Consider the following 23886-nt stretch of genomic DNA (forward strand, 5'->3'; position numbering starts at 1 on the left):
TTTTAATATCTTGCAATAAATATTCTCATTTGATGCTATTATTTCCATGAAATACATAAAAAACTTTTATTTATTATTTTTAGTTCTGTTATCACTGTTTTTTCAGGCTCAAAAAAAGACTGAAAATTCATGCAGCGTTACAATAAATGATAAATTCTTTAAGGAAAATCAATACATCCGACTCGATAAACCTTGGAAATTTAAAATTGGAGATAATAAAATCTGGGCAAATAAAAATTTGGATGATTCTAAATGGGAAAATTCGCTTACTGATGAATTCGTAAATTCAAAACTTCAAAAGAAAAATCCTAAAGATATCGTTTGGTTAAGAACTGTAATCTGTATAGATTCTTCAGCAGAGCATCAACCTCTGGCTTTGGAGTTTAGAAGTGGTGCTGCGATGGATATTTATTGGGACGGAAAGTTTATCAAACGATACGGACAATTTGCAAAAGAAGGAGAAGAAGCCAAATACGTAAATCCTACACTTCCTCTTATTCTCAATGGCGGTGCTGCTGGTACACATTTACTCGCAGTGAGATACGAAAATACTGAGCCTTTTGCAGAACAGACAATACACGGATTTCAAATTTCTATTTCAAATCCCAATTCGACTATAGCAGTAATGATGAGGCAAATTCTTATGAGAGGAGTACTTATTGAAGGTATTGCTTTTATATTTTTAACGTTGTTTCTGATTCATTTTCTTGCGTATCTATTTTATAGAAAAGACCGTTCAAATCTGTTGTTTTCCTTATTTAATCTTGGGATGTCTGTGTTTTTGCTAGCATGGTTTTTCTCTTATGAAACAGAAGATATTAAAACGAATGTGCAACTTGGTTACATCAGTTCGTTTGCAGGCTTGTTTGCATCAGTCTTTTTGAGTGTGATGCTTAATAGCCTTTTTGGGAAAATAGGATTAAGATTTAAAATTCTAGCTGCTTTATCGGTAATTTTATGTTTTTTAATCACATTTCCTAGTATTGGGCAGGATTTTGCAAAACCCTTATATATTTTCGTTATAACATCGGTCTGTTTAGAAGCTTTATATCTTGTTATTCGGGCAATTATTAAAAAAATACCGGGGTCAATAATAATTGGCGTTGGTTTGCTTTTTTTCTTTATCATTTTGATTGGTACAATATTATATTTAATTTATTCAGGCGGTAATTTAGAGGTTAATCCGGGAAATAGTTTCAGTGAAATGTCTATTTTCATCATTTTCATCATTTTCATTTTCAGTCTACCATTTACGCTTTCTGCTTTTCTGGCATGGCGTTCTGCCAATGATAATAAGAATCTTAACTTACAGATTGAGCAGGTGAAAAACCTGTCTTATGAAAAGCAACAAATTCTTCAAAATCAAAATGATTTGCTTGAAAATCTGGTAAACGAAAGAACTCAGGAGTTACAAAAAGAAAAACAGAAAACAGAAGATCTTTTATTGAATATTCTTCCTCATGAAGTTGCCGAAGAGTTAAAAGAAAAAGGAAGTTCAGAAGCCAAATATTACGATGAGGTTACTGTAATATTTACTGATTTCGTTAATTTTACTCAAAGTTCAGAGAGATTAGGAGCTGAGAAAATGTTGTCCGAGCTGAACGAATGTTTCACCGAGTTCGACAGAATTATGGAGAAATACAATTTAGAAAAGATAAAAACCATTGGAGATGCCTATTTAGCGGTAAGTGGTTTGCCTGTTTCCAATGAAGAGCATGCCAAAAATGCGGTGAATGCAGGATTGGAAATTCTTTCTTATATTCAACAAAGAAAAAAAGATAATTCTAATACTTTGGATATCAGAATCGGAATTCACTCAGGATCAGTAATTGCGGGAATTGTGGGCGTGAAAAAATTTGCTTACGACATTTGGGGCGATACTGTAAATACAGCTGCAAGAATGGAGCAAAATAGTTCTTTAGGAAAACTAAATGTTTCCGAAGCAACCTATAAGTTAATAAAAGATGATTTTACTTTTGAATATCGTGGAAAAATCGAAACCAAAGGTAAAGGCGCAATGGAGATGTATTTTGTAAATTCGTTAAACTAAATTTTAAAAATTTTGAAAAAAAATCTACTTTTTACATTTTTACTTTTCATTGTTGTGCAGACTTTCTGTTTTGCTCAGAATTCTCTTGAAAAACCAAGAATTTTTACAGAAAAAGATATAAAATCTGGTGCAACCATTGAAGAAAGTAAATTTTTTGCAGGCGATAATCCGGCTTTTGCATTGCTAAAATTCGACGATTCTGCATGGATAAATACTGACATTAGCTCAAAAAAAACATACAAAAAAGACCAGGTTTACTGGATTCGTTATTATTTTAAAATAGATTCCGCATCTATAAATAAATCTTTATGTTTTGATATAAAACAGATCGGTGCTTCAGAAATTTATCTGAATGGTAAAAAAATAGAAATTATCGGGAAAATCGGAAAAGGTGATTCAAGAGAATTTAAAATGAAAAATGATGTTCCTGAACTTTTTTCATTCGATAATACAGAAGTCAACGTTTTAGCCATTCGTTTTTTGCCTATTGTTGCTGGAGGTGAAAAAATGAAAATCAATTACAGCCCAGTAGCATTAGATGTAGAATTGGTTTCAGCCAAAGAGTTTTTGGATGAAAAAGTGGAAATGACTGAAGGATTCAATTTCATAACGATGCTTATTTGTGGGGTTTTTTCTGCTTTAGGTTTCATTCACCTGCTCTTATTTTTGTTTTACAGAAAAGCGCTTTACAATCTGTATTTCTCAATATACAATCTCTCAATTGGTTTGTTGAGCTATATGATTCTTTTGTTTTATAAAATGGATGATCCGGCAAATGTAGATTCGTATGGTTTCTTTTCATTCCTTTCAATAGTAGCTTTTGGAGCGTCACTTACTGGTTTTGTCAATACTTTATTTGGAAGAAGTAAGATCAGGTTAAAAATTTTGCTGGTTATCGCAGCTTTGCTTCTTATTGTGTATTATTTCAGTGCGGCAGCGGCTGTAAGTATTGTTGTTTTCTATATATTTTTCGTTTGGTTTGAATCTCTGTATCTCATCATCAGAGCAATGATTCGACGAGAAAAATCTGCCTTTATTGTTGGTGGAGGAATTCTTACATTCTTTGCAATCATTATTCTTACCATCATTTTTAATATTTTAGAATCATTAAATATTGCGACTCCTCAAATGCTTTCAAGTGATGAATTCGGATTGTCTCTGCTTGTTTTGGTTATTGTAAGCTTCCCAATTTCAATTTCTGCTTATTTAGGTTGGCAATTTGCATCAACCAATTTAAGTTTAGTAAAACAATTGGATGAAGTCAACCGTCTTTCAGATGTTAATTTAAAACAGGAACAGGAAAAACAGCAGATTCTTCAGGATCAAAATGATTTGCTTGAAAAACAAGTTGACGAACGAACTTTCGAATTACAGAAAGAAAAACAGAAAACAGAAAATTTATTACTGAATATTCTTCCTCATGAAGTTGCCGAAGAATTAAAAGAAAATGGTAGCTCTGAAGCTAAATATTATGACGAAGTCACCGTTTTATTTACCGATTTTGTTAATTTTACCCAAAGTTCAGAGAAAATGGGAGCCGAAAAAATGTTAGTTGAGCTTAACGAATGTTTCACAGCTTTTGATATGATCATGGAAAAACATGGTCTGGAAAAAATTAAAACAATCGGAGACGCTTATCTGGCAGTTTGCGGATTGCCGATTAAAAATGAATGCCACGCTTATCAAACAACTTTGGTAGCTTTGGATATTATTGATTTTATTGAAGAAAGAAAAAAGATAAATCCTAATACTTTAGATATCAGAATCGGAATCAATTCAGGTTCTTTGATTGCCGGAATTGTCGGCGTGAAAAAATTCGCTTACGATATTTGGGGTGACACCGTAAATACCGCCGCAAGAATGGAACAAAACAGTGAAAAAGGAAAAATAAATATCTCAGAATCAACTTATCAATTGGTAAAAGAAAAAATAAACTGCGAATACAGAGGAAAGATTCACACTAAAGGAAAAGGCGATATGGATATGTATTTTGCAATTGAAACTAAAAAGGATGACGAAATTTCTTAAATTAAAATTAATTTAAAATCTCTGAGCTCTTTGCTGAGTGAAACGCCTTTGCGAACTTAAAAACAGTTAGTAGTCAAAAAATCTTTGCGAGCTTTGCGTTAAAATTAGAACTACTAGAAATAAAAAAAACATTTTCTATTTTAAAATATGGAATACGAAAAATTAAATAAAATAATATTAAAAAGACTCAAAGAAAATCTTCCTGAGCACCTTTCTTATCACAGCGTAATGCACGTAAAGGACGTCATTGATTCAGTTGAAAAAATTGCGAAATCTGAAAACGTGAATGATGAAGATCTGTTGTTACTAAAAACAGCAGCTTTATTTCATGATACCGGATTTTTGTACGGCTCAAAAGAACATGAGGCTAAATCTTGCGAAATTGCGGAAGAATATCTTTCAGATCATGGTTATTCTCAGGAGCAGATTGAGAAAATCAAAGGAATGATTATGGCGACAAAAATTCCTCAGACGCCCCACAATCATTTAGAGCAAATTTTAGCCGATGCTGATTTGGATTATTTGGGCAGAAAAGATTTCTTTGTGATTGGCGATAAACTGTTTGAAGAACTATCCATGTTTGGAATCGTCAATTCTGAACGTGACTGGAATTTGTTACAGGAGAAATTCCTTGAAAGCCATCATTATTTTACGGAAACCGCTATCAATAGCAGAAACCAAAAAAAACAGGATAACCTGGATATTATTAAAACAAAACTAAAAAACTACTGATCACCTTATGAGCTCAGCAACCAAACATGGCCCGCTATTTACGCTATCAGATATTATTTATCTGGTTTTAGGTGTAATTTCAGCGAGTTTTGCTCTAAAATCTTTTCTCGTTCCCAACCACTTTTTAGATGGTGGCGTAACCGGAATTTCACTTTTATTACACGAAGTTTATCATTGGAATCTCGGTGTCGTTTTATTAGTTTTAAATATTCCTTTTATCCTTTTGGCGTACTTTCAAATCGGGAAACACTTTGCAATCAGAAGTTTTCTGACCATTTTATTAATCATTTTGACCATTTCTTTCGTTCCTTTTCCGGAAGTCACCCACGACAAACTATTGGTCGCTGTGTTTGGCGGATTTTTCATGGGAATAGGAATAGGTTTATCCATGCGAGGTGGTGGAACCTTCGACGGAATGGAAGTTTTAGCCTTATTAACATTCAAAAAGAGTAGTTTCAGTATTACTGAAATTATTTTGGGAATGAATGTGATTATCTTTATCATCGCAACCGTTTTTCTTAAATTTGAAACCGCTTTATATGCGATTATGACATATCTAGTGGCAAGCCAAATCACCAAATATGTCATTGAAGGAATTGAAGCTTACACTGGAGTAACCATCGTTTCCGGAAACAGTGAAGAAATCAAAAAAGCCTTGGTTTTAACAATGAATAAAGGAATCACTGTTTATAGAGGCGAAAGAGGTTTTATGAAAGAATCTTTTGAGCAAAGTCAGGATGCGGATATTATTTTTACCATTGTAACAAGATTGGAAGTAAGAAAATTACAGAATATCGTTCGTGCAATTGATCCGAAAGCTTTCATTTTCACACAAACCGTAAGAGAGCCTCAAGGCGGAATCGTAAAGGAAATTGTGAAGCATTAAAACTTTAAGAATATGTTTAAAGCCTTATGGATTTCGTTCATAAGGCTTTAATTTTGTATATCAATCATCAATCATCAATCATCAATCATCAATCATCAATCATCAATCATAAAAATGAAACGCTCCGGAACTGCAACATTACCCCTTCACTACGGCAAAATACCACCTTGGCTGTACGAAAGAATGGCCATACTCGGACTGTCAATCGTAGAAGTGATGTTGGCCGATTACGGTAAAAACGAAGTTCTTCGCAGATTGGCAGATCCATTTTGGTTTCAGAGTTTTGGCGCTGTTATGGGAATGGATTGGCATTCTTCAGGAATCACAACTTCCGTTATGGGAGCTTTAAAACGTTCCATCAATCCGAAATCTAAAGAACTTGGAATTTATGTTTGTGGCGGAAAAGGTAGGTTTTCAAAAGAAACTCCAAACGAGCTTTTAGTTATTGCTGATAAAACCGGTTTAGACGGAAATGAATTGGTTCGTGCAAGTAAACTCTCCGCAAAGGTAGATAACACAGCCATTCAGGATGGATATCAATTGTACCTCCATAATTTTATTGTATCTGATGAAGGAAGCTGGTCGGTCGTGCAACAAGGAATGAACGATTCTGACGGAACGGCACGACGTTATCATTGGCATTCTGAAAATATGGAATCTTTTGTGAGTGAGCCTCACAAAGGAATTCAGGGAATTAATCGTGGGAATATTTTAAATTTAACCGCTCACGAAGCTCAGGAAAACCGAAAAGGAATTTTAGAAATTTCTCACACCAACTCAGAGAAGATTATGCAGGATTTTGCCAATTTAATTTTGCCAAATCATCATGACGTACGTGCATCAGATGTCGACTTAAAAAAGCTCGGGACATTGTTGTACATGACTAGGGAAAATCAGCCTGAGAATTTCGAAGAATTATTATTGCTGAAAGGTGTAGGTCCTAGAACTTTGCAAAGTCTGGCTTTGGTAAGTGAAGTCATTCATGGTGCACCTTCAAGATTCCGGGATCCAGCGAGATTTTCTTTTGCCAATGGCGGAAAAGACGGTCATCCGTTTCCCGTTCCCATCAATGTTTATGACGAAACGATTTCGATTTTACAGAAAGGCATTGAAAAATCTAAGCTCGGAAATTCAGATAAATTGCAGTCGATTAATAAGCTTCACACCATTATTTCTGATGCTGAGAAAAATTTCACGCCTGATTTCGATATCAATAAAGTGATTGAAGAAGAAAGGCAAAACTCATGGCGCTTCGGAGGGAAAACTGTTTTTGGTGATGCAGAAAAACCCGCTCCTTCAAAACCGATTCAGCTTTCTTTGTTTTAAATTTTAAATCTTTACTTTTATTTCAATATTTAATCATAACGTTTGTCATTCCGGAGGAATCTCAACAGTTTATTATTAAAATTAAAATATTTTTTAGATTTCTACGGAATGAAAAAAAAGTATACAAATTTCTAAATATTAAACTAATACAAAATATTTCATTTTCAATTCCAATAAAAATTCTATTTTTAGGTTGCATTAAAATAGAACTAAAATGACGAATAAAGCCTTAGAAATTTGCTATGATTTTCCTTTTTTCTTAGATGAAGAACTTCAGGAAGTCTTTCAGGCGCACGAAAAAGTGTTTTTTCATAAAGGTGATTTTATTTTAGAAGAAGGAAAAACAGCTAACGAATATTATATTCTTGAAAAAGGTTTAGCCCGTTCTTTTGTCAATGATTTTAATGGAAACGAAGTTACCACGCATTTTTTCGTTGAAAATGAAATCATTATCGAAGTTTCCTCACTGTTTCAGAGAATTCCTACTCAGGAAAATATCGTCTGCATCACCGATTGCGAATGTTGGAAAATAGATTTTGAGACTTTTCAGGAACTATATCACAAAATCCAGAATTTAAGCGAGTGGGGAAGAGCATGGATGTCTCAGGAACTTTTCGCTTACAAACAGCGTTCAGTGGAAATGTTTACCCTTTCTGCAACTAAGCGTTACCTTAATCTTTTAGAGCAAAAACCTCATGTTATACAGTTTGCTCCTTTGAAGCAAATTGCTTCTTATCTTGGTGTGACAGATACTTCTTTAAGCAGAATCCGAAAAGAATTGGTTTCGCATCCCAAGAAAATTTAAATCTTGTCTTATGGCAAGTTGATTTTCATTACGACTTGGTAATTTTGGTTAAAAGTTTAACACTAAAAAATTACAAAAATGGAAATCACGGATATCTATGTCAACCTTCCCGTAAAAAATGTTCAGAAAACGAGAGACTTTTGGACGAAATTAGGATTTTCTATCAACGAACAATTTTCCGACGAAAAAGCAATTTGTGTAATCATGAAAGAAAATCATATTTACACCATGTTTTTAGCAGAAGAATTTTTCCAGACTTTCACAGACAGACCTATCGCAAAAGGAGAAACTACGCAAACGCTTCTCGCTATCGGTGTAAACAGCCGTGAAAAAGTTGATGATATGATAAAAACTGCTGTTGATAACGGAGGTTCTACTTACAGCGAACCGCGAGATCATGGCTGGATGTATCAACATGCTTTTTCAGATTTAGATGGGCATCAATGGGAGGTAATGTTTGGAGATGTTTCTCAGATTCCGACAGAATAATTATTTCAAATTAAAATTTACAAAAAATGAAAATCAATCAAATTTATGTTAACCTTCCGGTTAAAGATATTCAGAAAACGAAAGAATTCTGGACGAATGTAGGATTTACAATCAACGAACAGTTTTCTGATGAGAAAGCAGTTTGTGTAGTAATGAGCGATACAATTTATGTCATGTTTTTGACGGAAGAATATTTCCAGACTTTTTCTGAAAGACCCGTTCCAAAAGGCGATACGACTCAGGTTTTGGTTGCAATTGGTTTAAACAGTCGTGAAGAAGTTGATGAGGTTGTGAATGCTGCAGTCGCAAACGGAGCTTATCAACATGAGGAACCACAGGATTATGGCTGGATGTATCAGAATTCTTTTTGGGACATCAACGGACACGGCTGGAATGTCACTTTTGCTGATATGTCGCAAATGCCGACAGAATAGTTTAAACACTAATATCATAAATATTTTCTACAAATTTCACAATTAAGATGAAAACATCTGCGTAATCAGCAAAATCTACGAGAGTAAAATTTTCAAAAAATTTAATAATAAATATCTGTGAAAATATGTGAAATCAGTGGGAAAAATAAAAACAAAAAAATCAAACTTATGGACACCCCAAAATCAAAAAAACTAGACATCATCATTCCTGCATTTCGAGGCCACAGTCAGAGTTTTCTGATGGTTCTTGACGGAATTTCAGAAGAAGATGCCTTAAAAAGAATCGAAGGCAGAACCAATCATATTATCTGGATGGTCGGAAACTTTCTCGATATGCGTTATGCAATGGGAAATGTTTTAGGATTAAATGAAGAATTTGGATTCAAAGATTATTTCTTTCAGGGAAAAGCGTTGGATGAAAGTTTTAAATATCCGACTTTAGAACAGCTTAAAGCCAGCTTTCACAAAATTTCTCCATTGGTTTATCAAAAATTACTGGAAGCAACGGATGAAGATTTAGACAAAGCTTTTCCGATGGGAATGAATATCGATTTCTTTCCTGAAAATGTTCTGAATTTTGTAGGAATGTGCATCGGGCGTGAAGATTATCTCTGCGGACAAATAGGTTTAATGCGCAGAATCTTCAATTACGAAGGAATGAAATATGACTTTGACAAAGATTTAAAATATTAAATGAATCCTGTAGTAAAAGGTTATAAAGAAATTAACGGAATCAAAATGCACTATGAAATTTATGGTTCTGGAAAACCTTTGGTGTTGATTCATGGAGGAGCCGGTTCGATTCGGTTTGATTTTAAAGAAATTATTCCGAGACTTGAAAACCAATTTCAACTCGTTGGAATTGATCTTCAAAATCACGGAATGACAGAGCATCGCAATATTCCCGAAACTTTCGAGCAGGATGCAAAAGATGTTGCTGCACTTTTGAAAGAAATTAATATTGAGAAAACCTCATTTTGGGGTTTCAGTAACGGTGGAAATACGGTGATGCAAATCGTTCATCTTTTTCCTGATTTGGTTGAAAAACTTATTGTCGCTTCTGCATTTTACAAAAAAAATGGAATGATAGATGGTTTTTTTGAAGGAATGATGGATGCAAGTTTAGAATCTATGCCGGAATCTCTGAAAAACAATTTTTTAAACTTAAATCCGGACTTTTTAGCACTTGAAAATATGTTTGAGAAAGACAGCAAAAGAATGCAGACTTTCGAAGACTGGAGCGAAGATATTTTGAAAGGAATAAAATCTCCGACATTATTTATTTCTGGTGATAAAGATGTGATGAAACCTGAACACGTTGTTGAAATGTGGTGTTTGGTAGAGAATTCTCAATTAATGATTCTCCCTGCAACTCACGCCTCTTACATGATGGCAGGTTTCGAAGGAAATGTTGATGAAAAACTGATTGATTTTACAGTAGATCAGGTTGAGAAATTTTTGAATAATTGAAATTAAATTTAAAATCTACTATAAAAAATAGATTCTTCAATCCTCTTCGCTACTTTCAGAATGACAGGCGTAAAGTCTCAAAAACATTCAGCCTTTGCTGGTGAAATCGAAGATTCGACGTAGTCAAACGCCTTTGCGAACGAAAGATATTTTCAAAAATTTAAAAAAAATCTTAGAGGACTTTGAGTTTAAACATAAACACGAGTTACGCAAATATTTTACACAAATTTCTACGAATGTTTTATTAGTGTAATTAGTGAAAAAAAATTCGTGCTTAATCAAACAAAAATATTAATTAAAAATAAAAATCATGGCTAAATTAAATCCTTACTTAAATTTCGATGGTAAAGCAGAAGAAGCTTTTACATTTTACAAATCCATTTTTGGTGGAGAGTTCCGTGGAGAAATTTACAAAATGGGAAATGCTCCCGGAACTGAAAATTTATCAGACGAAGAAAAAAACAGAGTAATGCATATTGCGCTTCCTATTGGTGGAGATTTGCTGATGGCATCAGACATTGTTCCAAGTTTCGGGCAAAAACTGAATGTTGGAAACAATAATTATGTTTCAATTTTCCCGGAATCAAGAGAAGAAGCTGACAGACTTTTCAAAGGACTTTCTGAAGGTGGAAATATCGAAATGCCGCTTGAAGACCAGTTTTGGGGAGACTATTTCGGAAGTTTTCAAGACAAATATGGGGTGCATTGGATGATTAATTATAACGAAGAATACACAAATTAATCATATATTTATCTGTAAAAGGGTGGCTGTTTTGGTTACCCTTCTTTTTACAATTTAAAATAAGCTTATGGAAAAAATTAAAATTGATATTACAATTCTTGCTCCCGTAGAAAAAGTTTGGGACTATTTTAATACTCCTGAACATATTACAAAATGGAATTTTGCTCACGAATCTTGGGAATGTCTGAGTTCTGAAAATGATTTAAGAGTAGGAGGGAAATTCAAAACAAGAATGGAGGCAAAAGACGGAAGTTTCGGGTTTGATTTCGAAGGAATTTATGATGAGGTAATCACCAATGAAAAAATACAGTATCATTTGGAAGACGGGAGAGTCGTAGAAGTGATTTTCGAAAAAATAGACGAAAACACTACCAAAGTAACCGAAATTTTCGATCCTGAAACTCAAAATTCAGCAGAAATGCAACGTGACGGTTGGTATGCGATACTTAATAATTTTCATAAATACGTGGAAAACCATTAATTTTAAAACTTTTTATCATGATTAATTTAGTAATAATGGCAAGATGCTTAAAGCCTGTTTACACTGAGAATCATGTTGTGGAAAACAAATTTTTGCAGGGAATTATAGCAAATCCTGCAAGAAGAACATTGGAAAAAGAAAAGATAGATTCTCTCGGAAAACTTTCAGATTATTCTGAAAATGAGCTGATGAAGTTTCATGGTTTCGGAAAAAATACAATTCTGAAGCTTAAAAATTATATGGAACAAAACAATTTTTCTTTAAAATCTTAAAATTAAAATTATGAATAACAATATTTTTCCCTGTCTTTGGTACGACGGAGATGCAAAAGAATCATCCGAATTTTACTGTAAAGTTTTTGATGGAAAAATCACTGCAGACACACCAGTTGTAATGAATATTGATCTTTTTGGTCAGAAAATTATGCTGCTGAATGGTGGTCCTTATTTTCAGAAAAATGCTTCGGTTTCTTTTATGATTATCTGCGATATGGAAGATGAAGTCCAGAAATATTGGGATCAGTTAATGGATGGAGGAATGGCTTTAATGGAAATCGGTGAATATCCCTGGAGTAAAAAATATGGCTGGGTTCGGGATAGATTCGGGGTGACATGGCAAGTTTATCTTGGTAAAAATGGTGATGTGGAACAGAAAATTATTCCGACTTTGATGTTTATTCATCAAAATAACGGAAAAGCCATGAAAGCTATGGAATTTTACACAGAGATTTTCCCAAATTCGAAAATTGGAGGAGTTCTGAAATACGGAGACGGAGTGGGTGACGAAAACCACGAAATTCCTGAAAATGTACAGCACGCTCATTTTGAAATTGACGGATATTCTTTCTTTTGTATGGATAATTCTTATGATCATAAATTTGATTTTAATGAAGGAATTTCAATGGTTGTGATGACCGATAACCAAGAGCAGACCGATCATCTTTGGAATTCTCTTATCTCAGATGGCGGAAGAGAAAGTATGTGTGGTTGGTTGAAAGACCAGTTCGGATTTAGTTGGCAAATCGTTCCAAAAAGATTAATTGAACTGATGAACGATTCCGATCAGGAAAAATCTCAGAAAGTCGTTCAAGCAATGATGAAAATGCAGAAAATTGTTATAAAGGATTTGGAAGAAGCGTATAATTCTTAAATATTTGGCTGGAAGCTAGATGATGGAGGCTGAAAGTAATATAAAAACTGTAAATAACTTCCTACATACAGTTTCCATCATCCAACTATTTTTTCTTCGGCTTGCTGTTTGTTGTTACTAATGAAAAAGATTTGCTTATGAAGACACAGAACAAGTCAAAGTCATTATCGAAAGTACCTAAAGACGGATTGTATCCGGAGATTATTAGAAAAAATTATTTAGGAAGTAAGAAATTACTCAATAAAAAAGCAATTATTTCCGGTGGTGACAGCGGAATCGGACAAGCAGTTGCCGTGCATTTTGCGAGAGAGGGTGCAGATATCGCAATCATTTACAAAGAAAGCATAAAAGATGCAAAAGAGACACAAAAGCTCGTTGAAAAAGAAGGTGGAAAATGTATTCTTTTTAAAGGTGATATTTCTAAAAAAGCATTTAGGAATACTACTTTAGAAAAAATCAAAAAAGAATGGAAAACTATTGATGTTCTAGTTAACAACGCAGGAATTCAGTTTCCTAAAACTGAGGTTTCTAAAATTAATGATGAGCAAATCAAAGAAACTTTCGAGGTTAATATCATTTCAATGATTTCATTTACAAGAGATTGTTTAGCTTTAATGAAAAAAGGCGGAAGAATCATCTGTACAACTTCAGTTACAGCATATCGTGGAAGTGACCATCTCATCGATTATTCAGCAACGAAAGGGGCAATTGCAACATTTATCCGTTCGCTTTCTGTAAATCTTGCCGAACAGAAAATTTTGGTCAATGGAGTTGCTCCGGGACCAATTTGGACGCCTTTAGTGAAAGAAACGTTTGAAGATATTGCCTCTTTTGGAAAAGATACTCCTTTAAAAAGAGCGGGACAACCCTCAGAAGTTGCTCCGGCGTACGTTTTTCTTGCTTCTGAAGATTCAAGCTATATTACAGGCGAAATCATTCACATCAACGGTGGAGATTTTGTCGGCGGATAAATAATTTATATAAACCTAAATCTTAAAAAAATATGGAAATTTTTGAATATACAATTCAAATTAATGCGGCTCCCGAAAAAGTATGGACTGTGCTTTGGGATGATTTCAGTTACAGACAATGGACTTCCGCTTTTACCGAAGGCTCATTTTACATGGGAACTTGGGAACAAGATAGTATTGTTAAATTTTTTGATCCAAACAACAACGGAATGTACAGTCGTGTTTTGAAAAACAATCCAAACAAAGAAATGACTTTTCTGCATCTTGGCGAAATTTATGACGGAGTAGAAGTTCCTCAGGATTGGGGTGATGCAACAGAATCTTATATTTTGGAAGAAACAGAAGATGGTACAAAGCTGACTGCAAAAATTAATACTTCAGAAGAATTTAAAAGTTTCTTTGAAGATAAATTTCCAATTGCACTTCAGAATGTGAAAAATTTAGCAGAAAATCAATTATAGCTAAATACAAATTGCAAGTATTTAATTAGTGCTAAAATTTGTGTTTAAAATAAATCAAAAATTAAAAAATATGGAAACCCTATCTTACGAAATTATCATCAACGCATCCAAACAGAAAATCTGGGATGTTCTTTGGGGAAGCGAAACTTACAGTGAATGGACGAAATTTTTCAATCCAGATTCTGCATCAACAATGAAAACCGATTGGCAAGTCGGTGGAAAAACCTATTTTGTAAATGCAGAAGGTGCAGGAATGGTTTCTACAATTGACAGCTTAGAAAAACCTGACCAGATTATTTTTAAGCATTTAGGGATGGTCGATAAAGATGGAAATGAAGACACTCAAAGCAAAGAAGTGATGGAGTGGAGTGGCTGTTTCGAAAAATATATACTGATCGATTTTGATGGAAAAACAAAACTTCACACCGAAGTTCAGGTTGAAAAAGCATGGCGGGATCACATGGACGAAGGTTTTAATAAAGGTTTACAGATTGTGAAAGAACTTTCTGAAACAATATAATACAGACAAAATAGTTTTCATTAAAGAGGTTTGGGTAAGAAGCCTCTTTTTTCTGTTTAATTTTAAACAAAATTCAAAACACTTTATAAGGCATCATGAAATTATTAACAATTCTTTTCGTAACATTCATTTTAGCTTTGTTAGGAACAAAAATTTTTCAAGGAGACTGGAATTTTCTTTTTTCCGGAAACATTGGGATGGCTGTTTTTATCATATTCACTGGTCTTTCGCATTTTAAATTCCAAAAAGGAATGGCTTTGATGATTCCCGATTTTGTTCCGGCAAAAATGTTTTGGGTTTATTGTACAGGAGTGATCGAAATTGCGGCTGGTATTGGTCTTATGATTCCCTCAATGCGTGAACTGACTGCAATTTTGCTCATTATTTTCTTTGTTTTGGTTTTCATTGCTAATATAAATTCGTCCAAGAAAAATATCAACATTTTTAAGGCAGATTACTCAGGTCCGGGAATGAACTATCTCTATAAAGAAAGGGTTCCTATGCAGATTATTTTAATTTTATGGGCTTGGTTTTTTGGAATATATTTGAGCTGAAATTTAAGTTTAAATCAATTGAAATAACTTTGATTGATGCAAAATTCAAAACACGCTTTCCGATTTTTATCTCTCATCAAAAAATCTTACTTTTGCATATCTAAAAAAAGTAAAAGTAAAGAATGAATTCCTACAAAAATCCATTGGAAGAGCGCTATTCAAGCGAAGAAATGTTGTTTAACTTTTCTCACAACAACAAATTCCAGAACTGGAGAAAGCTTTGGATCGCTTTGGCTGAGATTGAAAAAGACCTTGGTCTTGACATCACAGACGAGCAAATTGCAGAGTTGAAGGCCAATGTTGACAACATCGATTACGATAAAGCAGCAGAGTATGAGAAAAAATTCCGTCATGATGTGATGGCTCACGTTCACGCTTATGGTGACGTTGCGCCTTCTGCAAAAGGAATTATTCACTTGGGAGCTACTTCGGCATTTGTAGGGGACAATACAGACTTAATTCAAATCCGTGACGGACTTTTAATTTTAAAGAAAAAGTTGGTTAACGTGATGAAAAATCTTTCGGATTTTGCAATTCAATATAAAGACCTTCCAACTTTAGGATTCACTCACTTTCAACCGGCTCAGTTAACGACTGTTGGAAAAAGAGCGACACTTTGGTTACAAAGTCTAGTTCTTGACATTGAGGAACTTGATTTCTTCTTAGAAACATTAAGATTCAGAGGTGTAAAAGGAACTACGGGAACTGCAGCAAGTTTCCTTGAGCTTTTCAACGGTGATTATTCTAAAGTAAAACACTTAGATAAAGAACTTTCGAAAAGATTTGGTTTCGAAAAAGTTTTCGGAGTTTCCGGACAAACTTATGACAGAAAAATTGATGCTAAAGTTGTTGCTTTATTAGGAAATATTGCGCAATCAGCTCATAAATTCACAAACGATCTACGTCTTCTTCAAAATTTGAAAGAAATTGAAGAACCATTCGAGAAAAACCAAATTGGTTCATCTGCCATGGCTTACAAGCGTAATCCAATGAGAAGCGAAAGAATCGGAGCATTGGCAAAATACGTGATGTCTTTGACGACAAGTTCTGCAATGGTGGCGTCAACTCAATGGTTTGAAAGAACTTTAGATGATTCTGCAAACAAGAGATTAACAATTCCTCAAGCGTTTTTAGCGGTTGATGCAATTCTATTGATTTGGAACAATATCATGAATGGAATCGTGGTTTATCCAAACAGAATCAACAAACATATTATGGAAGAACTTCCTTTCATGGCGACAGAATACATCATCATGGAAGAAGTGAAAGCTGGTGGCGACCGTCAGGAAATCCACGAAGTGATTAGAGTTCATTCAATGGAAGCTTCTAAAAAAGTGAAAGAAGAAGGTAAAGAAAACGATTTGATCGAAAGAATTTTAAACGATAATTCGTTGAAATTAGACAAATCAAAACTAAAAGAAGTTCTTGATCCTAAAAACTTCATCGGTTTTGCACCAATTCAAACGGAGGAATTCATCGCAAATGAAGTCCAGCCAATTATTGACGCAAACAAAGATCTGATAGGACTAGAAGCTGATCTTAAAGTATAAATTGATATGCAGTCTTTGGGCTGCATATTTTTTGAGCCTACATGAAAGATAAAATTAATATTACATTTATTTTTTTTGCAGTAATCATTTCAAGATTACCATTTATCTGGAATAGTCCGGGATTGGATATTGATAATTGGCTTGTACTTCAGACAGGAAAGAAAATTCAGGAGACGGGAATTTATAGAGTATCACGACTTCCAGGATATCCAGTTTCAGAATATCTGGCTTCGTTTTTTGGAAATACAGCTTGGTTTGTTCTTAATATAATAAGTGTCTTATTCACAGCTTTTTGTTGTGTGATTTTTTACAAAATATTAGGGCATTTAGATGCTAAAGATAAAATAATGGCTGCATTGGCTCTCGGTTTTGTGCATGCTGTTTTTATAGCATCTACAAACAGCATGGAATATATGTGGAGCTTATTTTTCCTGATGTTAGGAATATGGCTTGTTTTAAAAAGATATATTGGTTGGGCAGGATTGGCATTAGGATTAATGGTAGGTACAAGATTTACAAATGTTTTATTGTTATTGCCGATTGTGTACTTTTTATATTTTAATGCTAGAATCAGGTCTTTGAAAGACTATTTTTTGATGTTTGGAGTTGCATTATCAACTTTTGCTATAGTCTTCATTCCGGTTTTTAATAAGTATTCGTTGAGTATTTTCCCGGATGTTGGAGAAAGTTCAGTTGATATTAAAAGTATTGTAAGTCAATATACAATGTACATTTATGGCATTTTAGGACTTTTAGGACTGTTGATAGGATTGATTTATATAATTTTTCAAAAAGATTTAATCAAGAATTTTCAGAGAAATAAAGAAATTCTGATTTTTTCGGGATTAATGATTTTAGTAACGAGCTTTTTATATTTAAAATTTCCATTTGAAAGTTATTATAATATACCGCTGATTCCGTTTGTAATATTGGTTTTGGTATTTCTGATTCAGAATAAAATGGTAAAGAATATCATATTTTCTTTGTTTATTTTAAGTCCATTTGTTATTTATGTAAGTTCACATAAAACTCAATTAAAAGGTGCTATTTTTGTAAATGAGAAAATGGAAAATGATTATTTAGAATATGCTCATTCTTTATATGAACAATTTTCTCTTCATAAAAACAATAAGAAATTATTAATTACAGGTGGTTTTTATAACTGCTATTTATATAAGTATCAAAATAAAAGTAAAAATGAAAATGTTAAAATTTTAGGTAATCCTACTTTAAAACTAGTAGAATATTATATTTCTAAAGGTTATAAAGTATTTTATCCAAAAGGTATTGAGCAAGAAGTAATGTTTTTTAATCAATATGATATTTCTAAATATGGCGAAAGCTTATTGGAACCCTTTAATTTTGACAGATAATAAAGTAAAAATGAACAAGAGAATTTTCGTAGAAAAAAGAGGAATTTTCGACGTAGAAAGTCCAAAAATTTTTGATGAAGTAAAAGCGGTTGTTCCGTCTATCAAAAGCGTAAAAGTGTATAACGTTTACGATATTTTTGGATTAAATGATGGCGAATTCGAAAAAGTGGTCAACAGCACTTTCGTAGATCCGGTTACTGATATTTTAATCGAAGAAAATCCTGCAAAAGGAACTCATTTCGCATTAGAATTTTTACCTGGACAATACGATCAGCGTGCGGATTCTGCTCAACAGTGTATCGCCTTACTGACTGAAAATGAGAAGTCTAAAGTAAGAAGCGGAAAACTCATCGAATTTGAAGGTATCTCCGAATCTGATTTAGCAAAAATCAAAGATCTTCTTATCAATAAAGTGGAATCTCAGGAAAAAGATTTATCAATTTTAGATATTCCTGCAGAAGAAACGCCGTCAAAAGTAATTGTTCATGAAGGTTTTATCAACTTTGATGATGCTCAGTTGGAAGAATTCTTTAACAGTCACGGTTTTGCTTTAGGTTTGGATGATTTGAAATTCATTCAGGAATATTTTAAAACTGAAAAAAGAAATCCTACAGAAACTGAACTTAAAGTTTTAGATACGTATTGGAGTGACCACTGCCGTCACACGACGTTTGAAACAGAGCTGTCAAATATTGAATTCGAAGGACAGTTTAAACATACATTGGAAACGATTTTCAATGATTATATCGAAAAAAGAAAATTCTTAGGACGTGAATTGAAACCAATTTCTTTAATGGATCTGGCGACCGTTTGCGGAAGATATTTCCATAAAACAGGCGATTTGGAAAACTTGGTGGTTTCTGATGAAATCAATGCCTGTACCATCCAAATCGAAGCTGAATACGATGGTAAAAAAGAACCATGGTATTTATTATTCAAAAATGAAACACACAATCACCCGACAGAAATTGAACCTTTTGGAGGTGCTTCAACGTGTTTAGGTGGCGCGATTAGAGATCCTTTGTCTGGACGTTCTTTCGTTTTCCAAGCGATGAGATTAACAGGTGCTGCTGATGTTTTGGAGTCAGTTGATAAAACTTTACCTGGTAAATTACCTCAAAAAACAATCACAAAACAGGCTGCAAATGGATATTCTTCTTACGGTAACCAAATCGGTTTGGCGACTACAATGGTTTCTGAAATCTACGATGAAGGTTACAAAGCAAAAAGAATGGAAGTTGGTTTCGTTACAGGAGCCGTTCCTGTGGATTGGGTAAGACGTGAAAAGCCTGAAGCTGGTGATTCTATCATTATTTTAGGGGGTGCAACAGGTCGTGACGGTGTTGGTGGAGCAAGCGGAAGTTCAAAAGAACAGGACGAAACTTCTATTCACACAATGAGTTCTGAAGTTCAGAAAGGAAATGCAGTTGAAGAGCGTAAAATCCAAAGATTATTCAGAAATCCTGAAGTAACGAGACTGATTAAAAAATCAAACGACTTTGGAGCTGGTGGAGTTTCTGTAGCCATCGGCGAAATCGCTGATTCTTTGGAAGTTAATCTTGATGTTTTACCTTTAAAATACGAAGGTTTGAACGGAACCGAGCTTGCTATTTCTGAATCTCAGGAAAGAATGGCAGTTGTGGTTGAACCAAAAGATAAAGATCAGTTCATCAAGTTCTGTGAAGCTGAAAATATTGTAGCTGTTGAGGTTGCAAAAGTGACAGATTCAGGAAGAATGCAGATGTTTTGGAGAGGCGATAAAATTGTTGACCTTTCTAGAGAATTTTTAGATACAAACGGATGCTCCAAAAGTCAGGAAGTTAAGATTACGCATCTTAATGAATTGAAAAATGAGACTTTAGCATTCAATGAAGAAAATTTCTTGAAAATATTAAGCGATAAAAACGTTGCTTCTCAAAAAGGTCTGTTAGAAATGTTTGATTCATCGATTGGCACTACTACGGTTGCAATGCCTTTAGGTGGGAAATACCAACAGACTTTGATGGAAGGAAGTGCTCAGACGCTACCCATTTTAGGAGCGAAAAATATCGAAACTGTTTCTTTGGCAAGTTGGGGATTTGATGCTGAAATTTCAAAGCAAAACTCGTTATTGGGAGCTTCTTATGCAGTGGTTGAAAGCGTTGCCAAAATCGTGGCGATGGGTGGCGATTATAAAAATATCAGATTCAGTTTTCAGGAATATTTTGAGAAATTGGGTCAGAATCGTGAAAAATGGGGCAAGCCTTTAGCGTCTCTTTTAGGAGCTTATGATGCTCAAATCAACTTCGGTTTAGCTGCCATTGGAGGTAAGGATTCAATGAGTGGAACGTATCAGGATTTGAATGTTCCGCCAACGTTGATTTCTTTCGCTTGTGCCAATGGTGAGAAGAAAAATGTTATCTCTCCGGAATTTAAACAGGCAGGAAATAAACTTTATTTCTTCAACCACATTCCACAGGAGAACGGACTTCCAAACTATGAAAATCTCAAGACAGTTTTTGAATTGATTTTTGAAAATATCAAAGCTGGAAAAATTGTTTCAGTGAAAACGATTAAAGAAGGAGGTGTTGCAGTTGCTTTAGCAAAAATGAGTTTCGGAAACAGGTTGGGAGCTGAAATAAATGTTGCTGACGAGAATGTTTTATTAGCTAAAAATATCGGAAGTTTAATCATTGAATCAACTGAAGAATTAAGTTCTGTTGAACTTCAATTAATAGGTGAAATTGAAAATTCAAATATTTTGAAAATCAGTAATTTGAATATTGAAATCGGAAAATTACTTGAAGCCAATACGAAAACTTTCGAAAACCTTTTCTCAACGGTTGAAAAAGAAAAAATTACGGTTGAGTTGGATTCAAAACTGAACTCAATCAACCCAAGAAATATCATCATTAAGAAACAAGGACTGGCGAAACCAAGAGTTTTTGCACCGGTTTTCCCAGGAACAAACTGTGAATACGATACGCTGAATGCATTCCAAAAAGAAGGTGCAATTGTAAGCAGTTTACCTTTAATCAATATCAATCATCAGTTGCTTGATGAAAGCATCGATGCTTGGGTAGAAGAAATTAAACAGTCACAGATTTTGGCATTTTCAGGAGGCTTCTCTGCAGGTGATGAACCGGACGGCTCTGCCAAATTTATCGTGAACGTTCTGAAGAATGAAAAGATGAAAAATGCCGTTCACGAATTGCTCGACAGAGACGGAATCATCATAGGAATCTGTAACGGTTTTCAGGCTTTGGTTAAGTCAGGTTTGTTGCCTTATGGAAGAATAAAAGATTTGGATGAAAATTCTCCGACATTGGCTCACAACGCAATCAGAAGACACATTTCTCAAATGGTAAATGTGAAAGTTCTGAATGACGAATCGCCTTGGTTGAAAGGAATGAAAGATCAGGTTTTTACAATTCCAATTTCTCACGGTGAGGGTCGTTTTATGGCTTCAGAGCAGGAAATTCAGAAGTTGTATGAGAACGGACAAATCGCTACCCAATATTTAGATTTAGACGGAAATATCGCTCACGGGATGCCATTCAATCCAAACAATTCATTGTTCGGAATTGAGGGAATTACAAGTCCTTGTGGAAAAATCTATGGTAGAATGGGGCACCCTGAACGTTTTGCGGAAGGTTTGATGAAGAATATACCAACTGCTAATTACCACAATATCTTTAAAAATGGAGTAGAATACTTCAAATAAAATACTCGATTTTAATAGTAAGTTTTTATGCTTTTTGTAATTTAATGAAAAAGGATAATTTAAATAAAAAAATGACTGTCATCAATGGCAGTCATTTTTATAATCTCGACGGTTTCTACGAGGAAATTTCTCAACTTTTTATGAAAAATAAAGATTGGAAAGTCGGAACATTAGATGGTTTTGATGATATTTTGTACGGAGTTGAAACAGATATTACTTGGAAAAATTCTCAAAAATCAAAAGAAGATTTAGGTTTTAAAGCAACGAAAGAATTTTATGAAAATAAAATCAAACAGGGGAAATCTTTCAATATCAATTTAGCTAAAGAAAAGCTGGGTGATTTAATTGCCGGAAACGGACAAACCTTGTATGAAATTCTGATTGAAATTATAGAATCGCATAAAAACATTACTCTAATTTTAGAATAATTACATCCGTTTTTGTCATTCAGAGTGAAACGGAGTGAAGCGTGGAATCTAAACTGCATTTATATAAGCTAATGAAAAAATATCGCTGAGATTCCTCCGGAATGACAAATGTTCTGCACATTAAAAGATATATTTCCAGTAAACCAAAATCCCCACAATTACAGACAAAATTGCTGTTAAAATAACTCCACCGGCAGAAATATCTTTAATGAAACCAATTTTTTTATCAAATTCAGGTTGAATAAAATCACAGGTTTTTTCAATCGCTGTATTGAAAATTTCCGCAACTAAAACGCCAAAGGAAACCAATAGAATAAGTATGGTATCTATACTTGAAAGTTTAAGATAAAAAATCAAAAAAACATTCACAGCGAAAGCAAATAATTCAAGCTGAAAATTTCTTTCAGATTTCATTATTAGAAAAATACCCCGAAAAGCGTTCAATAAACTTTTATGAATAGGCGGCTTGCGCATCGTTATTTGATTATTAACAAAGATAAATTTATTTTGATAGTTGTTAATAACTCTCAACATTATTTTTTTCTATCTGTTTTGTATTTGTTATATTTGTAGAAACTTATTTTTAAATCTATGAAATTTATTATTTCAAGTGGTGAACTGCAGAAGGCTTTACAAACTGTAAGTGGCGTAATATCAAGTTCTCAGTCGAGACCGATTTTAGAAAACTATCTTTTTGAACTAAACGAAAACAACGTTACTATTACTGCATCCGATGGCGAAACTACGCTTATTACTTCTCTGGAAGTAAAGTCTGATGATTCTGGTAAATTTGCTGTTCCTGCTAAAATTTTTCAAGATTTTATCAAAACGTATGGTGAGCAACCTCTTACTTTGGCGGTGAAAGATAACGCTGAAGGTACAGGTAGTTTGCTTGAGATTTTAGACGAGAAAGATAATTTTGCGGTTGCATTAGACAATGCCGATGATTATCCTGAAATTCCTGAATTTGATGCAGCGCAGTCTGTAACAATGCCTGCAGGAGTTTTGTCTGAAGCTTTAACCAATACGCTTTTCGCAACAAGTAATGATTCTCTTCGTCCGGTAATGACAGGGGTTTTGTTCCAGTTTGGTGAAAATGAAACTAACTTTGTTTCTACAGATTCTCACAGATTGGTAGTTTATAAAAGAACAGACTTGATGAATGCCGAACCAATGGAATTCATCATGCCTAAAAAACCTTTGAATATTTTCAAAAATATTTTAGCAAGCTCAAATGAAGATCTAACGATTGACTTCAACGAGAATATGGCTAAATTTACTTTTGGTAAACATATCTGGATTTGTAGATTAATCGACGGAAAATATCCTAACTACACGGCGGTAATTCCAAAAGAGAATCCAAATGTATTGACAATTAACAGAAACCTTTTATTAGGTGCGATTAAGAGAGCGTCAATCATGTCAAACAAATCAACAAATCAAGTTAGGTTTAAATTGTCTGCAAATATTCTTCATCTTCACGCAGAAGATACGGAATATGCAAACAAAGCAGATATGCAGATTCCTTGCGATTATAACGGAGAAGATATCAACATCGGTTTTAGTTCTAAATTCTTAACAGAGATGTTGGGTATTTTAGGAGCAGATGATATTACAATGAAGATGTCTCAGCCAAATAGACCAGGAATCATTGAGCCACTTGATGGTCTTGAAGAAAATGAAAATATCTTAATGCTTTCAATGCCTGTGATTGGATTGTAAGATTTAAGAAAA

Annotated in this window: 24 protein-coding genes; 23 read left to right on the forward strand and 1 reads right to left on the reverse strand. The window is 33.9% G+C overall.

Annotated elements, in window-relative coordinates:
- Positions 1 to 46 precede the first annotated feature (46 nt).
- The 22 genes from OF897_RS04550 to OF897_RS04655 all read left to right on the forward strand — a co-directional run bounded on the left by OF897_RS04550 (position 47) and on the right by OF897_RS04655 (position 22152).
- Positions 47 to 2050, forward strand: a complete 2004-nt coding sequence (locus OF897_RS04550; protein WP_267264512.1) for an adenylate/guanylate cyclase domain-containing protein — start codon at positions 47 to 49, stop codon at positions 2048 to 2050.
- Between the two features lie 12 nt (positions 2051 to 2062).
- Positions 2063 to 4078: an adenylate/guanylate cyclase domain-containing protein gene (locus OF897_RS04555; RefSeq protein ID WP_267264513.1), complete on the forward strand. Its 2016-nt coding sequence runs from the start codon at positions 2063 to 2065 to the stop codon at positions 4076 to 4078.
- 147 nt (positions 4079 to 4225) lie between these two features.
- Entirely contained in the window at positions 4226 to 4810 is a 585-nt protein-coding gene (locus OF897_RS04560) for an HD domain-containing protein (protein WP_267264514.1), read from the forward strand.
- A 7-nt stretch (positions 4811 to 4817) separates the two neighbouring features.
- Positions 4818 to 5696, forward strand: coding sequence for a YitT family protein (locus OF897_RS04565; RefSeq protein WP_267264515.1), 879 nt, complete (start codon positions 4818 to 4820; stop codon positions 5694 to 5696).
- A 114-nt stretch (positions 5697 to 5810) separates the two neighbouring features.
- Positions 5811 to 7022 (forward strand): DUF763 domain-containing protein, encoded by a 1212-nt coding sequence (locus tag OF897_RS04570; RefSeq protein ID WP_267264516.1) that lies wholly within the window; start codon positions 5811 to 5813, stop codon positions 7020 to 7022.
- A gap of 214 nt (positions 7023 to 7236) precedes the next feature.
- Entirely contained in the window at positions 7237 to 7827 is a 591-nt protein-coding gene (locus tag OF897_RS04575; RefSeq protein WP_267264517.1) for a Crp/Fnr family transcriptional regulator, read from the forward strand.
- Between the two features lie 78 nt (positions 7828 to 7905).
- Complete coding sequence (locus tag OF897_RS04580) at positions 7906 to 8316, forward strand: VOC family protein (protein WP_267264518.1); 411 nt, start codon at positions 7906 to 7908, stop codon at positions 8314 to 8316.
- 26 nt (positions 8317 to 8342) lie between these two features.
- A complete protein-coding gene (locus OF897_RS04585) occupies positions 8343 to 8750 on the forward strand; it encodes a VOC family protein (protein WP_267264519.1) in 408 nt (135 codons plus the stop codon).
- A 168-nt stretch (positions 8751 to 8918) separates the two neighbouring features.
- Positions 8919 to 9443 carry a DinB family protein gene (locus OF897_RS04590; protein WP_267264520.1) on the forward strand — a complete coding sequence of 175 codons (525 nt, stop codon included), beginning with the start codon at positions 8919 to 8921 and terminating at the stop codon, positions 9441 to 9443.
- Positions 9444 to 10220 carry an alpha/beta fold hydrolase gene (locus OF897_RS04595; RefSeq protein ID WP_267264521.1) on the forward strand — a complete coding sequence of 259 codons (777 nt, stop codon included), beginning with the start codon at positions 9444 to 9446 and terminating at the stop codon, positions 10218 to 10220.
- Between the two features lie 310 nt (positions 10221 to 10530).
- Positions 10531 to 10962: a VOC family protein gene (locus OF897_RS04600; protein WP_267264522.1), complete on the forward strand. Its 432-nt coding sequence runs from the start codon at positions 10531 to 10533 to the stop codon at positions 10960 to 10962.
- Positions 10963 to 11029: 67 nt separating this feature from the next.
- Positions 11030 to 11443 carry an SRPBCC family protein gene (locus OF897_RS04605; protein WP_267264523.1) on the forward strand — a complete coding sequence of 138 codons (414 nt, stop codon included), beginning with the start codon at positions 11030 to 11032 and terminating at the stop codon, positions 11441 to 11443.
- Positions 11444 to 11460: 17 nt separating this feature from the next.
- The gene (locus tag OF897_RS04610) at positions 11461 to 11715 is read left to right on the forward strand and encodes a DNA-directed RNA polymerase subunit alpha C-terminal domain-containing protein (protein WP_267264524.1); all 255 of its coding nucleotides are present in this window, start codon (positions 11461 to 11463) and stop codon (positions 11713 to 11715) included.
- Positions 11716 to 11725: 10 nt separating this feature from the next.
- Positions 11726 to 12592: a VOC family protein gene (locus OF897_RS04615; RefSeq protein WP_267264525.1), complete on the forward strand. Its 867-nt coding sequence runs from the start codon at positions 11726 to 11728 to the stop codon at positions 12590 to 12592.
- 137 nt (positions 12593 to 12729) lie between these two features.
- Complete coding sequence (locus OF897_RS04620; protein WP_267264526.1) at positions 12730 to 13563, forward strand: SDR family oxidoreductase; 834 nt, start codon at positions 12730 to 12732, stop codon at positions 13561 to 13563.
- A gap of 32 nt (positions 13564 to 13595) precedes the next feature.
- Positions 13596 to 14024 carry an SRPBCC family protein gene (locus tag OF897_RS04625; protein WP_267264527.1) on the forward strand — a complete coding sequence of 143 codons (429 nt, stop codon included), beginning with the start codon at positions 13596 to 13598 and terminating at the stop codon, positions 14022 to 14024.
- Between the two features lie 70 nt (positions 14025 to 14094).
- Positions 14095 to 14544 (forward strand): SRPBCC family protein, encoded by a 450-nt coding sequence (locus tag OF897_RS04630; protein WP_267264528.1) that lies wholly within the window; start codon positions 14095 to 14097, stop codon positions 14542 to 14544.
- A 95-nt stretch (positions 14545 to 14639) separates the two neighbouring features.
- Positions 14640 to 15098 carry a DoxX family protein gene (locus OF897_RS04635; protein ID WP_267264529.1) on the forward strand — a complete coding sequence of 153 codons (459 nt, stop codon included), beginning with the start codon at positions 14640 to 14642 and terminating at the stop codon, positions 15096 to 15098.
- Positions 15099 to 15220: 122 nt separating this feature from the next.
- Entirely contained in the window at positions 15221 to 16648 is a 1428-nt protein-coding gene (gene purB / locus OF897_RS04640) for an adenylosuccinate lyase (protein ID WP_267264530.1), read from the forward strand.
- A gap of 41 nt (positions 16649 to 16689) precedes the next feature.
- Positions 16690 to 18021 carry an ArnT family glycosyltransferase gene (locus tag OF897_RS04645; protein WP_267264531.1) on the forward strand — a complete coding sequence of 444 codons (1332 nt, stop codon included), beginning with the start codon at positions 16690 to 16692 and terminating at the stop codon, positions 18019 to 18021.
- A gap of 10 nt (positions 18022 to 18031) precedes the next feature.
- Positions 18032 to 21724, forward strand: coding sequence for a phosphoribosylformylglycinamidine synthase (locus OF897_RS04650; protein ID WP_267264751.1), 3693 nt, complete (start codon positions 18032 to 18034; stop codon positions 21722 to 21724).
- A 44-nt stretch (positions 21725 to 21768) separates the two neighbouring features.
- Positions 21769 to 22152 carry a ribonuclease inhibitor gene (locus tag OF897_RS04655; protein WP_267264532.1) on the forward strand — a complete coding sequence of 128 codons (384 nt, stop codon included), beginning with the start codon at positions 21769 to 21771 and terminating at the stop codon, positions 22150 to 22152.
- A 120-nt stretch (positions 22153 to 22272) separates the two neighbouring features.
- On the opposite strand, the gene OF897_RS04660 is transcribed toward OF897_RS04655, so the two are convergent.
- Positions 22273 to 22686 (reverse strand): diacylglycerol kinase family protein, encoded by a 414-nt coding sequence (locus tag OF897_RS04660; RefSeq protein WP_323809013.1) that lies wholly within the window; start codon positions 22684 to 22686, stop codon positions 22273 to 22275.
- 57 nt (positions 22687 to 22743) lie between these two features.
- On the opposite strand from OF897_RS04660, the gene dnaN reads away from it, so the two are divergent.
- On the forward strand, positions 22744 to 23874 hold the full coding sequence (gene dnaN, locus OF897_RS04665; protein ID WP_267264534.1) for a DNA polymerase III subunit beta: 1131 nt from the start codon (positions 22744 to 22746) through the stop codon (positions 23872 to 23874).
- Positions 23875 to 23886 lie beyond the last annotated feature (12 nt).

Source organism: Chryseobacterium formosum, from assembly GCF_026460885.1.
GTDB lineage: Bacteria > Bacteroidota > Bacteroidia > Flavobacteriales > Weeksellaceae > Chryseobacterium > Chryseobacterium formosus.

Bases quoted from the DNA above. Each gene is read 5' to 3' on its own strand.
- OF897_RS04615 (WP_267264525.1), top strand. From the start codon at position 11,726: ATGAATAACAATATTTTTCCCTGTCTTTGGTACGACGGAGATGCAAAA.
- OF897_RS04630 (WP_267264528.1), top strand. From the start codon at position 14,095: ATGGAAACCCTATCTTACGAAATTATCATCAACGCATCCAAACAGAAA.
- OF897_RS04570 (WP_267264516.1), top strand. From the start codon at position 5,811: ATGAAACGCTCCGGAACTGCAACATTACCCCTTCACTACGGCAAAATA.
- OF897_RS04565 (WP_267264515.1), top strand. From the start codon at position 4,818: ATGAGCTCAGCAACCAAACATGGCCCGCTATTTACGCTATCAGATATT.
- OF897_RS04635 (WP_267264529.1), top strand. From the start codon at position 14,640: ATGAAATTATTAACAATTCTTTTCGTAACATTCATTTTAGCTTTGTTA.
- OF897_RS04645 (WP_267264531.1), top strand. From the start codon at position 16,690: ATGAAAGATAAAATTAATATTACATTTATTTTTTTTGCAGTAATCATT.
- OF897_RS04590 (WP_267264520.1), top strand. From the start codon at position 8,919: ATGGACACCCCAAAATCAAAAAAACTAGACATCATCATTCCTGCATTT.
- OF897_RS04605 (WP_267264523.1), top strand. From the start codon at position 11,030: ATGGAAAAAATTAAAATTGATATTACAATTCTTGCTCCCGTAGAAAAA.
- OF897_RS04575 (WP_267264517.1), top strand. From the start codon at position 7,237: ATGACGAATAAAGCCTTAGAAATTTGCTATGATTTTCCTTTTTTCTTA.
- OF897_RS04595 (WP_267264521.1), top strand. From the start codon at position 9,444: ATGAATCCTGTAGTAAAAGGTTATAAAGAAATTAACGGAATCAAAATG.
- OF897_RS04660 (WP_323809013.1), bottom strand. From the start codon at position 22,686: ATGTTGAGAGTTATTAACAACTATCAAAATAAATTTATCTTTGTTAAT.
- OF897_RS04655 (WP_267264532.1), top strand. From the start codon at position 21,769: ATGAAAAAGGATAATTTAAATAAAAAAATGACTGTCATCAATGGCAGT.
- OF897_RS04600 (WP_267264522.1), top strand. From the start codon at position 10,531: ATGGCTAAATTAAATCCTTACTTAAATTTCGATGGTAAAGCAGAAGAA.
- OF897_RS04610 (WP_267264524.1), top strand. From the start codon at position 11,461: ATGATTAATTTAGTAATAATGGCAAGATGCTTAAAGCCTGTTTACACT.
- OF897_RS04650 (WP_267264751.1), top strand. From the start codon at position 18,032: ATGAACAAGAGAATTTTCGTAGAAAAAAGAGGAATTTTCGACGTAGAA.
- OF897_RS04560 (WP_267264514.1), top strand. From the start codon at position 4,226: ATGGAATACGAAAAATTAAATAAAATAATATTAAAAAGACTCAAAGAA.
- OF897_RS04550 (WP_267264512.1), top strand. From the start codon at position 47: ATGAAATACATAAAAAACTTTTATTTATTATTTTTAGTTCTGTTATCA.
- OF897_RS04620 (WP_267264526.1), top strand. From the start codon at position 12,730: ATGAAGACACAGAACAAGTCAAAGTCATTATCGAAAGTACCTAAAGAC.
- OF897_RS04625 (WP_267264527.1), top strand. From the start codon at position 13,596: ATGGAAATTTTTGAATATACAATTCAAATTAATGCGGCTCCCGAAAAA.
- purB (WP_267264530.1), top strand. From the start codon at position 15,221: ATGAATTCCTACAAAAATCCATTGGAAGAGCGCTATTCAAGCGAAGAA.
- dnaN (WP_267264534.1), top strand. From the start codon at position 22,744: ATGAAATTTATTATTTCAAGTGGTGAACTGCAGAAGGCTTTACAAACT.
- OF897_RS04580 (WP_267264518.1), top strand. From the start codon at position 7,906: ATGGAAATCACGGATATCTATGTCAACCTTCCCGTAAAAAATGTTCAG.
- OF897_RS04585 (WP_267264519.1), top strand. From the start codon at position 8,343: ATGAAAATCAATCAAATTTATGTTAACCTTCCGGTTAAAGATATTCAG.